General features: G+C 62.9%; 15 protein-coding genes. 6 read left to right on the top strand and 9 right to left on the bottom strand.

Annotated elements, in window-relative coordinates:
* Positions 1–3: 3 nt before the first annotated feature.
* Positions 4–1,272 carry a multidrug effflux MFS transporter gene (locus tag NKK52_RS08605; protein ID WP_023684881.1) on the top strand — a complete coding sequence of 423 codons (1,269 nt, stop codon included), beginning with the start codon at positions 4–6 and terminating at the stop codon, positions 1,270–1,272.
* A gap of 57 nt (positions 1,273–1,329) precedes the next feature.
* On the opposite strand, the gene NKK52_RS08600 is transcribed toward NKK52_RS08605, so the two are convergent.
* The 4 genes from NKK52_RS08600 to rpsD all read right to left on the bottom strand — a co-directional run bounded on the left by NKK52_RS08600 (position 1,330) and on the right by rpsD (position 4,251).
* Positions 1,330–1,737 carry a UCP034077 family protein gene (locus NKK52_RS08600; RefSeq protein WP_023684880.1) on the bottom strand — a complete coding sequence of 136 codons (408 nt, stop codon included), beginning with the start codon at positions 1,735–1,737 and terminating at the stop codon, positions 1,330–1,332.
* A gap of 85 nt (positions 1,738–1,822) precedes the next feature.
* Positions 1,823–2,650 carry an inositol monophosphatase family protein gene (locus tag NKK52_RS08595; protein ID WP_023684879.1) on the bottom strand — a complete coding sequence of 276 codons (828 nt, stop codon included), beginning with the start codon at positions 2,648–2,650 and terminating at the stop codon, positions 1,823–1,825.
* Positions 2,640–3,527: a tRNA 2-thiocytidine(32) synthetase TtcA gene (gene ttcA / locus NKK52_RS08590; protein WP_023684878.1), complete on the bottom strand. Its 888-nt coding sequence runs from the start codon at positions 3,525–3,527 to the stop codon at positions 2,640–2,642. The genes NKK52_RS08595 and ttcA overlap by 11 nt, the downstream gene beginning before the upstream one ends.
* Positions 3,528–3,633: 106 nt before the next feature.
* Positions 3,634–4,251, bottom strand: coding sequence for a 30S ribosomal protein S4 (gene rpsD, locus NKK52_RS08585; RefSeq protein WP_023669107.1), 618 nt, complete (start codon positions 4,249–4,251; stop codon positions 3,634–3,636).
* 385 nt (positions 4,252–4,636) lie between these two features.
* Here rpsD and NKK52_RS08580 point away from each other — a divergent pair, with 385 nt between their 5' ends.
* On the top strand, positions 4,637–4,837 hold the full coding sequence (locus tag NKK52_RS08580) for a hypothetical protein (protein ID WP_023684877.1): 201 nt from the start codon (positions 4,637–4,639) through the stop codon (positions 4,835–4,837).
* Positions 4,838–4,920: 83 nt separating this feature from the next.
* On the opposite strand, the gene NKK52_RS08575 is transcribed toward NKK52_RS08580, so the two are convergent.
* Positions 4,921–5,109: a DUF3008 family protein gene (locus tag NKK52_RS08575; RefSeq protein ID WP_023684876.1), complete on the bottom strand. Its 189-nt coding sequence runs from the start codon at positions 5,107–5,109 to the stop codon at positions 4,921–4,923.
* Between the two features lie 162 nt (positions 5,110–5,271).
* Between NKK52_RS08575 and NKK52_RS08570 the strand changes: the two genes are divergently transcribed.
* Positions 5,272–6,654 carry an RNB domain-containing ribonuclease gene (locus NKK52_RS08570; RefSeq protein WP_023684875.1) on the top strand — a complete coding sequence of 461 codons (1,383 nt, stop codon included), beginning with the start codon at positions 5,272–5,274 and terminating at the stop codon, positions 6,652–6,654.
* An 82-nt stretch (positions 6,655–6,736) separates the two neighbouring features.
* On the opposite strand, the gene murI is transcribed toward NKK52_RS08570, so the two are convergent.
* The 3 genes from murI to NKK52_RS08555 form a co-directional block, all read right to left on the bottom strand.
* Positions 6,737–7,525, bottom strand: a complete 789-nt coding sequence (gene murI / locus NKK52_RS08565) for a glutamate racemase (RefSeq protein WP_023684874.1) — start codon at positions 7,523–7,525, stop codon at positions 6,737–6,739.
* A gap of 145 nt (positions 7,526–7,670) precedes the next feature.
* Positions 7,671–8,279 (bottom strand): DUF805 domain-containing protein, encoded by a 609-nt coding sequence (locus tag NKK52_RS08560; protein ID WP_023684873.1) that lies wholly within the window; start codon positions 8,277–8,279, stop codon positions 7,671–7,673.
* A gap of 81 nt (positions 8,280–8,360) precedes the next feature.
* Entirely contained in the window at positions 8,361–9,209 is an 849-nt protein-coding gene (locus NKK52_RS08555) for an RNA methyltransferase (RefSeq protein WP_023684872.1), read from the bottom strand.
* 217 nt (positions 9,210–9,426) lie between these two features.
* Here NKK52_RS08555 and NKK52_RS08550 point away from each other — a divergent pair, with 217 nt between their 5' ends.
* From NKK52_RS08550 to NKK52_RS08540, 3 genes are read left to right on the top strand one after another with little or no spacing between them, the layout of a single operon-like run.
* A complete protein-coding gene (locus NKK52_RS08550; RefSeq protein WP_023669114.1) occupies positions 9,427–10,638 on the top strand; it encodes an NADP-dependent isocitrate dehydrogenase in 1,212 nt (403 codons plus the stop codon).
* Between the two features lie 10 nt (positions 10,639–10,648).
* Positions 10,649–11,263 carry a glutathione S-transferase family protein gene (locus NKK52_RS08545; RefSeq protein WP_023684871.1) on the top strand — a complete coding sequence of 205 codons (615 nt, stop codon included), beginning with the start codon at positions 10,649–10,651 and terminating at the stop codon, positions 11,261–11,263.
* Positions 11,264–11,277: 14 nt separating this feature from the next.
* A complete protein-coding gene (locus NKK52_RS08540) occupies positions 11,278–11,880 on the top strand; it encodes a demethoxyubiquinone hydroxylase family protein (protein WP_023684870.1) in 603 nt (200 codons plus the stop codon).
* A 99-nt stretch (positions 11,881–11,979) separates the two neighbouring features.
* On the opposite strand, the gene alaS is transcribed toward NKK52_RS08540, so the two are convergent.
* Positions 11,980–14,646, bottom strand: a complete 2,667-nt coding sequence (gene alaS, locus NKK52_RS08535; RefSeq protein WP_286461055.1) for an alanine--tRNA ligase — start codon at positions 14,644–14,646, stop codon at positions 11,980–11,982.
* Positions 14,647–14,652: the final 6 nt, after the last annotated feature.

Below are 14,652 nucleotides of genomic sequence, written 5' to 3'. Positions count from 1 at the left end.
GCCGTGGACCAGCCAGCAAAAGCGCCGCAACAGGCACGCAAATTGCCTATTCCGCGCTGGGAATTCATCGCGCTGTGCGCGGCACTGATGGCGTTGAACTCGCTGGCCATTGACATCATGCTGCCGGCACTGCAGCAAATCGGCGCCACGCTTGGCGTTGAGAATGAAAACCACCGCCAGTATGTGATCACCGCCTATATATTGGGCTTCGGTGGCGGACAGCTTTTCTTCGGACCGATCTCGGACCGGTTCGGGCGCCGCGCGCCGCTCGTTGCCGGGCTGGCGATTTATGTCGTGGCGGCGGCAGCTGCCGCCATCGCCCCGTCATTCGCCGTCCTGCTGCTGTGCCGGCTGGTGCAAGGCATCGGTGCGGCGGCGACCCGCGTCATCGCCGTCTCGATCGTGCGCGACACGTTCGACGGTCGGCGCATGGCCGAGGTGATGTCTCTGATCTTCATGGTGTTCATGGCCATCCCGGTGATCGCGCCTGGGATCGGCCAGTTCATCATGCTGTTCGCAACATGGCACTGGATCTTCGTCACCATGGCCGTCGGAGCGCTGATCGTGTCGGCGTGGTCGCTGCTGCGGCTGCCGGAGACGCTGCATCCGGAGTACCGCCGGCCGCTGACAGTCTCATCCGTCGTCGGTGGTTTCCGTATCGTGCTCACCAACCGCATGGCGCTTTGCTACGCCTTTGCCAGCACCTTCATTTTCGCCGCCATGTTCGGCTTCATCGCCTCCGCACAGCAGATCTATGTCGACATTTTTCATGTCGGCGAATTGTTTCCTGTCATCTTCGCGGGTGTCGCCGGCGTTCTCGCTTTTTCGAACTACCTCAACTCGCGCCTGGTCGGCCGCATCGGCATGCGCCGCCTGTCGCAGAGCGCACTGCTGTTGTTCCTGGTGATCAGCCTTGCCTGGCTCACCGTTTCGCTTCAAATGAAGATGCCACTCTGGCTGTTCATCACCTTCTTCGCCAGTGCGATGCTCCCGTTCGGCGCGCTCGGCGCCAATTTCAACGCGCTCGCGATGGAACCGCTCGGCCAACTGGCGGGCACCGCGTCGTCCATCCTGGGCTTCATGCAGACTTTTCTCGGCGGCATCCTCGGCACGCTGATCGGCCAGGCCTTCAACGGCACGGTGACGCCGCTTGCCGCCGGCTTCTGCAGCGTCTCGGTCGCGGCCCTGCTGATGATCCTGATCGCCGAGCGCGGCAAGATGTTCCAGCCGCACAACCCACCCATTTCAGGGCACGTCACCGACCTGCATTGAGCGACGCGCCTTGAGATTGTTGGTCTCAAAACCGCATCCACCTTTATGCGACGCGTTTCAGGATGCGCCGCCAATCACTGCCGTGAAACGAGGGAACAGCGGGCGCCCTGCGATGGCGCCACCCATGCTGTCCGACAGCGGCATCGGCAGAGCCTTGTCGAGCGCTTCGAGCACGGATGACACAAAGACCCGGTTGAGCGAGGCATCATCTCCCATATGGGAGAAAGTGGCGCGCGGCTTGCCCATCAGCGTGCCGTTTTTGCGAATTGAAAAACTCAGCGTCAGGGTCAGGCCAGCACTTCCAGGCGGCGGCTGCCAACAGGCAAAGATCGCGTCGAACATTTCGTCGATGGTGTCGATGGGATCGGGGCTACGACACGCGCGCTCCTGCGATCGTGCCTCAGTGGCGCAGGCGACCGGGGCAAGTGCAAGTGCCGTTGCGACAATTGCGGACCGATGTTTCATTTCGCGGCTCCGGCTTCGCGAGCGATTGGACCACTATAACAGAGCCAATATACTTGACGAAAGCGTCTACCGGCAGTTGGACCGACTATTGCGCCCAGAGTTCCCTGCGCAACTCCTGCCAGCTTTCCTTGTCCGGGGCGACAAGAATGCCGCCGTCGATATGCGAGGGCAGATAGGCGCTACCGTCGATCCGCGCGGTGTAGCCGCCGGCCTCGGCGTGGATCAGCACACCGACCAGATGGTCCCACGGCATCAGTTTGTTGTAGACGACGAAATGGGCATGGCCGCTGGCCAGAAGACGGTATTCATGTGCCGCGCAGCGATAGCCGAACTGCGACAGGGTCTTGGTCTGGTTGCGCGCCAGGAGCGAGCGTTGCGGTTCCGCCAGATATTGCCAGGAGACGGAGCCGGTCATCTGCGAGATCGGCACGGCATCGGCGACGTGCACCGTCTCCAGCGCGCCATGCGCATGGCGGATATGGCTGCCGGCGCCCTTGGCGCCGATCAGCCAGTCCCGGCCTACGGGGTCATGGATGATACCGGCGACGGTTTCGCCCTTGACGACGACGCTCAGCATGACGCCGAAGAGCGGCACGCCGGAGGCGAAGTTGAAGGTGCCGTCGACCGGGTCGACGACGAAGGCGAGGTCGGCATCGCCGAGCCCCTGAAGCAGCGCCGGATTGTCGGAACAGGCTTCCTCGCCGACGATCATCGCCGTGGGATAGCGCTCGCGCAGCCTGGCCGTGATCAGCCGCTCGGCGTTGATGTCGGCCTCGGTCACCAGGTCGGCAGCCGAGGTCTTCTGTCTGATGTCGCCCTCGCCCAGCCGGCGAAAGCGTGGCATGATTTCGGCCCTGGCTGCATCGGCGAGAAGCTCGGCCAGCCAGTCGATCGCTTGGTCGTCAAATATCATCGGAAATGTCTTGTCCTGTGCTGAGGCTGCCATTGAGGGCGGCAAAGTCGAACAGCTTTCTGTCGAGCAGATGCGACGGCCTGGTGTTGGACAGCGCGCGCAGCATCGTATCCTTGCGGCCCGGCATGCGCTTTTCCATATCGTCCAGCATCGCCTTCATGGCGTTGCGCTGCAGGCCTTCCTGGCTGCCGCAGAGATCGCAGGGAATGATCGGGAATTTCATAGCGGCGGCGAATTTTTCCAGATCGACCTCGGCGCAGTAGCTCAGCGGCCGCAGCACCATGACGTCGCCGTCGTCGTTGAGCAGCTTTGGCGGCATGGCGGCAAGGCGGCCGCCATGGAACAGATTCATGAAGAAGGTTTCGAGAATGTCCTCGCGGTGGTGGCCGAGCACCAGCGCCGAACAGCCCTCCTCGCGCGCGATGCGATAGAGATGGCCGCGCCGCAGCCGCGAGCACAGCGAACAATAGGTGCTGCCCTGAGGCAGCTTGTCGGTGACCACCGAATAGGTGTCCTGATACTCGATGCGATGGGCAATGCCATGCGCATCGAGGTAGTCGGGCAAAATGTGCTTCGGAAAATTCGGCTGGCCCTGGTCGAGATTGCAGGCCAGCAGCTCGACCGGCAGTAGCCCGCGCCATTTGAGATCGAGCAGCACGGCCAGCAGGCCGTAGGAATCCTTGCCGCCGGACAAGGCCACCAGCCAGCGGTCGCCGGGCCTCGCCATGGCGAAATCGTCGATCGCCTGGCGGGCCAACCGCAACAGCCGCTTACGCAGTTTGTTGAACTCGACCGAAGACGGCACGTCGGCAAACAGCGGGTGGAAGCCGCCTTCAGCAATCGGTTCAACTGTGTCGATGCCTGCCAGCATGTTCATGGCTTGTCGCTTTCCATAGCCGAGAGTGCCGGATTAGCGGACATGGCCGACAAAGAAAAGGCCGCCTCGACGGGCGGCCCTTTCCGGTATCGCAGAAAGCGATCGCTTAGCGCGAATAGAATTCGACGACCAGGTTCGGCTCCATCTGCACGGCGAACGGAACATCGGCCAGGCCGGGGATGCGCGAGAAGGTCGCGACCATCTTGTTGTGATCGACTTCGATATAGTCCGGCACGTCGCGCTCGGCGAGGCCGACCGCTTCCAGCACGATGACCAGCTGCTTCGACTTTTCGCGCACTTCGACGACGTCGCCCGGCTTGCAACGGTACGAGCCGATGTTGACGCGCTTGCCGTTGACGTTGACGTGGCCGTGGTTGACGAACTGGCGAGCCGCGAAAATGGTGGGCACGAACTTGGAGCGGTAGACGACCGCGTCGAGACGCGACTCGAGCAGGCCGATCAGGTTCTCGGAGGTGTCGCCCTTGCGGCGATCAGCCTCTTCATAGACCTTGCGGAACTGCTTTTCGGAGACATCACCATAGTGACCCTTCAGCTTCTGCTTGGCGCGCAGCTGCAGGCCGAAATCGGAAAGCTTGCCCTTGCGGCGCTGGCCGTGCTGGCCGGGGCCGTATTCACGCTTGTTGACCGGGGACTTCGGGCGGCCCCAGATGTTTTCGCCGAGACGGCGGTCGATCTTGTACTTCGCGGATTCGCGCTTGCTCATCGCATTCCCTTTCAAAACAAACCACCCGGAGCCTCATGGTCCGGGTGAAGGAAACGCGCCCTCCTCTGGCCTCCGTTTTCGAGGCCTGACAGGGTTTTCCCACGCAACGCGGCGGAAAACCCACGGGACACGTCAGTCTAGACAAAACCCAGGAAACGATAAACCTGCTTTCCCGGGCTTGCCATGCAAAAGAAACAACCGGGCATTGCGGCCCGGTGTTGGTGCGCTCGATAAACGGAGATTTGAGCAGAGTCAAGCGCGTCGCTGGCGCTGGGCCCGGCAACCATATCACGTCTTTGGCGTTGAGTGCCGTGCCGGATGCGGCGGGAGGTTGTTGCGCCGACGGCATTTAGGAAGGGACTGAGCCAAAGGAGCCCGAAGTCGCATGAAGAAGTTTTTCCTCTCGTTGGTCGGTGCAGCCGTCATGGCCGGGACGATGTCGATCGCCGTGCCCGAGCCAGCGATGGCCAAGCACTGGCAGGGCCACAAGCATCGTCAGACCTGCCATGTCGTGGTGAAGAAGAAGGTCATCTGGCGGCATGGCCACAAGAAGGTCATCCGCTACAAGGTGAAGCGCTGCTGGTGACGTCAGGAGTTTCGGGCTTGGCCTGAATCGAAGAAGCCCGTGGTTTCGGCCACGGGCTTTGTTTATCGACTCGGTTCAAGGTTTCAGTCTGCCGATTTCTTCTCCGGCAGGCCTTTGCGCTTGGTCTCTGCGAATTCCTCGAGCTGCTTTTCGCTCATCGAATTGTACATCGACTTCGACGCGCCTTGAAGTTCGCTCTTCCTGGTCTCGCCGCGCTTGGCCGACAGGGCTGCGCCAGCGGCCTTTTGCTGTGCTTTTGAGGTTGCAGGCATATCGGCACCTCCTTTGCTGACAGAGGAAGAAACGTTGCGCTCCGGCGACGGTTCCAGCGCTGGCGGTCAACTTCCGTTCCGCGCTCATGCCTGCCCATGGTCGGCCGGCACTGCCGGCAAAACCACCTTCCCGTGCCCGCAACGCCGGTGTAGGACGGCGCCATGAAATCGTTGAACGATCCCTCGCAGGCACTCGCCACCGGCCTCGCGAAAATCCGCACCGAGTTCCATGTGCCGGAGGGATTTCCCCCTGATGTAATGGCCATGGCACAGACGGCGGCCAGGCGCGTGCCCGACCAGCATGCCGACCGCACGGCGATGCCCTTCGTGACGCTCGATCCCGCGACTTCCACCGATCTTGACCAAGCGTTTTCGATCGAAGCGAGCGGTAGCGACCTTCTGTTGCACTATGCGATTGCCGACGTAGCCTGGTTCGTCGCGGACGGCGACGCGGTGGATCGCGAAGCCTGGGCGCGGGGCGAAACCCTGTATTTGCCGGACGGCAAGGCCGGGCTCTATCCCCGGGTCATTGCCGAGGGCGCCGCGAGCTTGCTACCCGGCGGTCCGCGTCCGGCTGTCATCTTCACGGTCCGGATCGCCGACGACGGAGCGGTAAGGCTGGATGGCGCGGAGCGGGCAATCATTCAAAGCCGCGCCAAGCTCGCCTATGACAGCGTGCAGGCCGCCGACGTCCCAGTCGGCTTCGCCGAAATCGCGCGGCGCATGGCGGCGGCCGAAGACCGTCGCGGCGCTTCGCGCGTCGACCCGCCCGAGCAGGAGGTGGAACAGCTTGCCGATGGCACGTTCCAGCTTGCGTTCAGGCCGCTGCTGCAATCCGAGCAAGACAACGCAGCACTTTCGCTGGCCGCCAACATGGCGATTGCCGACGCCATGCTGGCACACCGGACCGGCTTGTTCCGGGTGATGGCGCCGCCCGATGCTTCCAAAGTACAAAGACTGCGCAGCGCGGCACGGGCCTTAGGCCTGTCCTGGCCTCCTTCGACCAACCTGTCCGACTATCAGCGAACCCTCGATCCGACGAACATGCAACAGGCAGCGCTGATGCTGGAAATCCGCCGCGCCGGCTCCGGTGCGTCCTACCAACCCTATGAAGAAGGCGTTGTCCCCTGGCACGAGGCGATGGCCGCGACCTATGCCCACGCCACCGCGCCCCTGAGGCGGCTGGCCGATCGCTACGTCGTGCGCTGCGTGCTGGCCATCGCCAACGGCCAGCCGGTGCCGCAAGCCGTTACCGAGGCGTTTTCCAGACTGCCTAAGGTGATGGGCCGCGCAGGCGCCCGCGCCTCGCAGATCAACCACGCGGCCATCGGCCTTGCCGAGGCGGTGATGCTGAGGGGGCGCGTGGGTGAAACATTCAAGGCCGTCGTCACCGACGTCGGTGATCAGCGTGCGCGCGTTCAGCTCTCGGACATGCCTGTCGTTGCGAATGTGAAGGCCTCAGGGTTCAGGCAGGGCGATGGCCTGACGCTAAGGCTTGTTTCGGCCGATCCGGATCGACGCGTCATTGTCTTCGAGCCTGCCTAAAGCGCGTCGGCGACGCGCTTTAGTTTTTCGTTTTATGCATGTCGTTGTCCCAAAACCGCTGCGCACTTTTGGGCGACATGCATTAGCGCGCGCTCAATCCAAAACCCTGCATCAGCCGGCTGATGGCGAAATCCGCCTTTCCCGAGGTAAAGACGGCGATGTCGGGCTCGCTTTGCGGCAATGGTCCGTCGACAGCCGGAAGCAGCGACAGAGCACGCCGCGCAATCGCTTCGGCCGGGTCGATCCAGTCGACCGGCCAGGGCGCGGTCTTGCGCATGCGATTGGCCAGGAACGGATAGTGCGTGCAGGCGAGCACGACGATGTCCGTGCGCAAATCGTCATGCTGGACGAAACACGGTGCGATCTCGGCACGCACGGCCTCCTCGTCGACAAAGCCCTCGCGCATGTAGGCCTCGGCCAGTCCGGCGAGATTGTTGCTGCCGACCAGCCGGACATGGCATTTCTGCGCCCATTTGCCGATCAGGTCGCGCGTGTACTGGCGCTTCACCGTGCCCGGCGTCGCCAGCACCGAGACCAGCCCGGACCGGGTGCGCTCGGCAGCCGGCTTGATTGCCGGCACCGTGCCGACAAAGGGATGGCCAGGGAATTTTTCCCGCAACGCATCGATCACCAGCGTCGAAGCGGTATTGCAGGCGACGACCGAAATTTCCGGATCAAAACGGTCGAGCAGCTTGGCGAAGAGCTCGACTATATGGGCCTGCAGCGCCGGCTCTTCCCAGGCGCCGTAGGGAAAGGCCTTGTCATCGGCGACGTAGACGAAGCGCCGGTCGGGCATCAGCACGCGCGCTTCGCGCAGCACGGTCAATCCGCCAACGCCGGAATCGAACATCAGGATCGGACGGTGGCTCATTGATATCGGACCATGAAAGAGGCTGGATCAGAAGGCTTGGCGGTCATTGGCCAATGCCGTTCTTCTATCTGCAACCATCATGGTCTTGAAGTGGCGAATGTCAGCAAGTTCTATGCAAAGCCGGCGAAGACGACCTTGCCTCGGCCTAGAGCCCGCGCTTGCCGAAGCCGGCGGGCCGCGGGCGGCCCATAGGCTGGGCGGACGGCACCGAGCGCGTGGCCGGTGTGGCGTTGCGCATGGAACACTGTGCCGTGCTGCTGGCCATCCGGCCGGATCCCGCAGGCATGGGCGTATCGCCATCGAAATCGAAAACCGATGTCAGTTCGTCGATATTGATGCCCGCCACCGGCTTAGCCACCAGGATCGTGCACCAAAGGCCAAAGATCGACAGCGCCAGCAGGTTCAAACCGCTGGACGTGCTTTCCGGGTTTTTGAAATCGATGACCAGCAGCGTGCCTGCCTGCAGAAAGGCGTAGATGGCGCAGAACACGATGTAGGACCACAGGATCCAGGCTTTGCCGTTGGCGTCGCGGCTGCGTCGCCAGGCGATGTTGGCACGCATGACCACAGCCAGGAGGGAAACGACCAGAACCGCGCCTGCCATGCCTTGCCTCGATGGACCGGGCGCCGAGTTGACCAGCCCCTCAAAGCCGATCGTGCCAACGATGCACAGCACAGCAAGAATGGCCTCGAGCAGGGCTACGCCGAGCGAATAGAAGAAGAAGCGCATACGGCCGATTTTGGACGTGAACATTTGCCACCCCACCGTTTTGACAACAATGGACGAGAGGCAAATAAAATTCGGTTACTTCAGCCGTTCGAAGCTTAGCGATTTCTAATCTTCTTTGTCTGCCTGGCGTTTTCGCGCAGCGGCCGGCAAACGCCTTGGATCGTCTCCCGGCGAGCCGTCACCGCGCGGCATGGCCGGCGAAAACCGGTCGAGCGACGAGATGATGCCACGCAGCACTTTCAGTTCCGGCTCGGCGAAACCGGCGCGCGTCAAGACGGCGCGCAGATTGTCGACCATCTTGGGTTTCTTGGGCGCCGGGCGGAAATAACCGCGCGCTTCGAGCGCGCCTTCGAGATAGGCAAACAGGCCGTGCAACTCTTCCTTGCTCGCCGGCTTCATTTCAGGACTGGAGAAATTAGTCGCCGTCTCGTCCTCCAGGCCGGATTTCATCCATTCATAGGACATCAACAGCACGGCCTGGGCGATGTTGAGCGACGAAAAGCCGGGATCGACCGGGAAGGTGACGATCTCGTCGGCCAGCCCGACCTCGTCATTGTAGAGCCCAAAACGCTCGCGGCCGAACAAGATGCCGGTGCGCAGGCCGGCCATCTGACGCGCCCTCAGCGCCCTGCCCGCTTCGACCGGACCACGCACGGGTTTGAAGCCGTCGCGCTCCCGCGCCGTGGTGGCGAAGACGAAGTTGAGGTCGGCGACGGCGGACGCCAGGTCGCCGAACACTGTTACGGCATCGATGACATGGTCGGCGCGGCTGGCGGCGGCGCGCGCCTTCTCGCTCGGCCAGCCGTCACGCGGGTTGACCAGTCTCAGTTCGGCAAGGCCGAAATTGGCCATGGCGCGCGCAACCATGCCGATATTCTCGCCGAGCTGCGGCTCGACCAGGATGATCGCCGGCCCGGCGGCGGATGCGATTTCAGGATGATCGACGGCGGACATGATCTCAATGAACTGCTGTTTGCGGCATTTCAGCGTTCCCTGCCACATCCGCTCGGCAAAATGAAGCTTTTGCAAAACACCGGTCGCGGCACAGACGACCCATTCTGCACGGATCGGCGTTTGCGCGGCCAAATAGGCTTTGATATACGCTCCGCATCCCCGGCCGAAGCCATGCGGGCAAGGCCGTTTAGTTCCCCAAAAGCGAGGCATTCTTTTCATGGCGAAGATCAAGGTGGCGAACCCGGTCGTCGAGCTCGACGGCGACGAGATGACCCGCATCATCTGGCAGTTCATCAAGGACAAGCTGATTCACCCTTATCTCGACCTGAAGCTCGAATATTACGACCTCGGCGTCGAGCACCGCGACGCCACCAACGACCAGGTGACCATCGATTCGGCCAATGCCATCAAGAAATGGGGCGTCGGTGTGAAATGCGCGACGATCACGCCCGACGAGCAGCGCGTCGAGGAATTCAAGCTGAAGAAGATGTGGAAGTCGCCCAACGGCACCATCCGTAACATTCTCGGCGGTACCATTTTCCGCGAACCGATCATCATGAAGAACGTGCCGCGTCTCGTGCCGGGATGGACCAAGCCGATCATCGTCGGCCGTCATGCCTTCGGCGACCAGTATCGCGCCACCGACTTCCGCTTCCCCGGCAAGGGCAAGCTGACCATCAAGTTCGTCGGCGAGGACGGCAAGGTGATCGAGCACGACGTGTACGACGCACCCGGCGCCGGTGTTGCCATGGCGATGTACAATCTCGACGACTCCATCCGCGAATTCGCCCGCGCCTCGCTGAATTACGGCCTGCTGCGCAATTATCCGGTTTATCTCTCGACCAAGAACACCATCCTCAAAGCCTATGATGGCCGCTTCAAGGACATTTTCCAGGAGGTCTACGAGGCTGAATTCGAGGCCGAGTTCAAGGCGAAGAAGCTGTGGTACGAGCACCGGCTGATCGACGACATGGTGGCCTCCGCCCTGAAATGGTCTGGCGGCTACGTCTGGGCCTGCAAGAATTATGACGGCGACGTCCAGTCCGACACGGTGGCGCAAGGTTTTGGCTCGCTTGGCCTGATGACCTCCGTGCTGATGACGCCGGACGGCAAGACGGTGGAAGCGGAGGCCGCGCACGGCACCGTGACGCGCCACTATCGCCAGCACCAGAAGGGCGAGGAAACCTCGACCAATTCGATCGCCTCGATCTTCGCATGGACGCGCGGCCTCGCCCACCGCGCCAAGCTCGACGATAATGCCGAGTTGAAGCGATTTGCCGACACGCTGGAGAAGGTCTGCATCCAGACGGTTGAGAGCGGCTTCATGACCAAGGACCTGTCGCTCTTGATCGGTCCCGACCAACCATGGCTGTCGACCACCGGCTTCCTCGACAAGATCGACGAGAATTTGCAGAAGGCGATGGCGTAAGCCGGCAGCCATGGCCAAGCCGGTCGTCTACGGGGCGGACTACAGCGTCTATGTGCGCATCGTCCGCCTCGTGCTGGCGGAAAAAGGCATCGACTACGACCTTGTGCCCGTCGATGTCTTTGCCGCCGAGGGCACTCCCGCCTGGTACTTCGAGCATCACCCTTTCGGCCGCATTCCGGCCGTCGAGCATGACGGGTTTCGCCTGTTCGAAACCAGCGCAATCGCCCGCTATGTCGACGAGGCGTTCGACGGCCCGGCACTGCAGCCAAAAGACGCCCGCACCCGCGCAACGATGAACCAGATCATCGGCATGCTCGACGCCTATGCCTACAGATCGATGGTCTGGGACGTCGCCGTCGAGCGGCTTGAGAAGGAAGCGCCAGACGAGGCACTGGTCGCCAACGGGCTGCGCCAGGCGGAAACGGTGCTGCGGGTGCTCACCGCACTCAAGCCTCCCGGGCCGTGGCTGCTCGGCGACCAGCTGACGCTGGCCGACCTGCATGCGGCATCCATCATCGCCTATTTCGTCAAGGTCGCCGACGGGCAAAAGCTGCTTGCGGCGTTCGCCGACATCCAGGCCTGGTGGGACGGCATCGCAAAACGTCCGAGCCTGGCGGCGGGCTGATATGGGTTCGGGCCATGGCTGACCCATCTCGCCAGGACGCGCTCACCATCGCCAGAATTGTCAGGGTCAACCACGCCGGTGAGTTCGGTGCGATCAGGATCTATTCGGCGCAGATTCTTGTCGCCAGGCGCTTCTGGCCGGATTGCGTGCCATCCTTGTCGGAGATGCTCGGGCACGAGCGCACGCATTGCGCCGCCTTCCGTGCCGCCATGCCGGCGCGGAAGGCGCGACCGTGCCGGGTGATGCAATTCTGGAGCTGGGGTGGCTGGCTGCTGGGTTCTGTCACCGCCCTGCTCGGTCCGCAAGGCATCTGGGCCTGCACGGCGGCGGTTGAAGCGGCGGTGCATCGCCATCTGGACGATCAGCTGTTTTTCCTCGCCAATCGCGACCACGACTTGCAAGGCATCATCCTGGCGATCCGCGAGGAAGAGCTCGCCCATCTCCATCACGCCGAAGAGCAGCTGAAATCGCCCGGCCCGGCGCTGAACTTTTTACGGTCGCTGATTTCGATCGCCACGGACGTGCTGATCTGGCTGTCCACCTGGGGCGATTCCAGCAGAATGACGCGCGCCCTGAAGGCGGCGAAAAGAACTAGACTAGCTAGACGGACCGTCTAAGAGCTGATTGCCGGCTTGCCACTATCAGCCACAGAATGGCAAGCACGGCGGCGAAGGCCGGAAAGCCGCACACGAACCAGATACGACATAGGGTGGCTTTCAGGCTGCCTCCAGCGCCGCCCTCACCGCGGCGATCGCATCATTGGCCTTCGAGGCGTCCGGACCGCCGGCTTGCGCCATGTCGGGCCGTCCGCCGCCGCCCTGCCCGCCCAATGCGGCCGAGGCAACGCGCACCAGATCGACAGCGCTGAAGCGGCCGACGAGATCGTCCGTCACGGCGACCACGACGCTTGCCTTGTTGTCTTCGCCCGCACCGACGAAGACGACGACGCCGGAGCCGAGCGATGTCTTGCCGGCATCGGCCAGCGGCTTCAAATCCTTCGGCGACACGCCGGAAACCGCTTTGCCGAGGAAGCCGATACCGGCGACGGTTTCGGTGGTGGCCGGAGCATCGGCCGCGGCACCACCGCCCAGCGCGAGTTTCTTGCGCGCTTCGCTCAGCTCCTTCTCGAGCTTCTTGCGCTCCTCGAGCAGCGTCTCGACACGCGCCGGCACGTCGGCCGGCGAGATCTTCAGCACGGCCGCAGTTGCCTTCAGGCGCCTGTCCTGCTCATCGAGATGTTTGCGCGCGGCTTCGCCGGTCAGCGCCTCGATGCGGCGCACGCCGGCGGCGACCGCGCTGTCGGAGACGACACGGACCAGGCCGATATCGCCGGTCGCCCGGACATGGGTGCCGCCACAAAGTTCGACGGAATAGGGTCTATTGGCCTTGGCGCCATGCACGCCGGTGCCCATCGAGACGACACGCACCTCGTCACCATATTTCTCGCCGAACAGCGCCATGGCGCCCTCGGCAATGGCGTCATCGACCGACATCAGGCGCGTCGTCACCGGGCTGTTCTGGACGACGATTTCGTTGGCCATGCGCTCGACCTCTTCGAGATCTTCGGCCGAGATCGGCTTGTTGTGCGAGATGTCGAAGCGCAGGCGCTCGGGCGCGACCAGCGAACCTTTCTGCGCGACATGGGTGCCCAGCACCTCGCGCAGCGCCTCATGGATCAGATGCGTTGCCGAATGGTTGGCACGCAGCCGGGTGCGGCGCGCATGGTCAACCTTCAGCTCGACGGCTGCACCTGGCTTGACCGTGCCGTTCGTCACCTTGCCCAGATGCACGAACAGGCCGTCGGCCTTTTTCTGCGTGTCGGAAACCTCGATCGAGAAACCTTCGCCGGAGATGATGCCGGTGTCGCCCATCTGGCCGCCCGACTCGCCATAGAACGGCGTCTGGTTGACGACCACCGCCACCGCGTCGCCCTTGCCGGCGCTATCGACTGTCTTGCCGTCCTTGACCAGGGCCTGGATGAGGCCTTCCGCCTGTTCGGTCTCGTAGCCGAGGAATTCGGTGGCGCCGGCCTTCTCGCGTACAGAAAACCAGATGGTCTCGGTGGCCGCGTCGCCGGAGCCAGCCCAATGCTTGCGCGCTTCGGCCTTCTGCTGCTCCATCGCATGGGTGAAGCCGGCAAGGTCGACCGAGATGTTGCGCTGGCGCAGTGCGTCCTGCGTCAGATCGAGCGGGAAGCCGTACGTGTCATAGAGCTTGAACGCCGTCTCGCCATCCAGCATATCGCCGGCGTGCAGCGTATCTGTCGCCTCCGAGAGCAGGCCGAGGCCGCGCACCAGCGTCTTGCGGAACCTGGTCTCCTCGAGCTTCAGCGTCTCGGTAATCAGCTGTTCGCCGCGCAGCAGTTCGGGATAGGCCTGGCCCATCTCACGCACTAGCGCCGGCACCAGCTTCCACATCAACGGCTCCTTGGCGCCGAGCAACTGCGCATGGCGCATGGCGCGGCGCATGATGCGGCGCAGCACATAGCCGCGGCCTTCGTTCGACGGCAGCACGCCGTCGGCAACCAGGAAGGAGGACGAGCGCAGATGATCGGCAATGACGCGGAAGGAGGCGACCGTCTCCTTGTCCGGGCCCTGCCCGAGCGCTGACGAGGCCGCATCGATCAGATGACGGAACAGGTCGGTCTCGAAGACGCTCTCCACCCCTTGCAGGATGGAGGCCATGCGCTCCAGGCCCATGCCGGTGTCGATCGACGGCCGCGGCAGGTCGATGCGCTCATCCTTGGTGACCTGCTCATATTGCATGAACACCAGGTTCCAGAATTCAAGGAAGCGGTCGCCATCCTCCTCCGGGCTGCCGGGAGGGCCGCCCCAGATGTGCTCGCCACGGTCGATGAAGATTTCCGAGCACGGCCCGCACGGTCCGGTGTCGCCCATAGCCCAGAAATTGTCGGAGGTCGGGATGCGGATGATGCGGTCATCGGAGAAACCGGCGATCTTCTTCCAGAAGCCGGCCGCCTCGTCATCGGTGTGATAGACGGTGACCAGCAGCTTGTCCTTGTTCAGCCCGAACTCCTTGGTGATCAGGTTCCAGGCCAGTTCGATGGCGCGCTCCTTGAAATAGTCGCCGAAGGAGAAATTGCCGAGCATTTCGAAGAAGGTCAGATGGCGCGCGGTGTAGCCGACATTGTCGAGGTCGTTGTGCTTGCCGCCGGCGCGCACGCTTTTCTGCGCAGTGGTGGCGCGCGAATAGGACCGCTTCTCCAGGCCGGTGAAGACGTTCTTGAACTGCACCATGCCGGCATTGGTGAACATCAGCGTCGGGTCGTTGCGCGGCACCAGCGGGCTCGAGGCCACGACCTCGTGGCCCTCCTTGCGGAAATAGTCGAGGAATGTCGACCGGATCTCGTTCACGCCACTCATGAGTGC

The sequence above is a fragment of the Mesorhizobium sp. C277A genome, from assembly GCF_040324395.1.
In the GTDB taxonomy this organism is placed as follows: Bacteria; Pseudomonadota; Alphaproteobacteria; order Rhizobiales; family Rhizobiaceae; genus Mesorhizobium.
The sequence above is the reverse complement of the archived record's forward strand: the minus strand, read 5'-3'. Positions and strand labels throughout refer to the sequence as shown.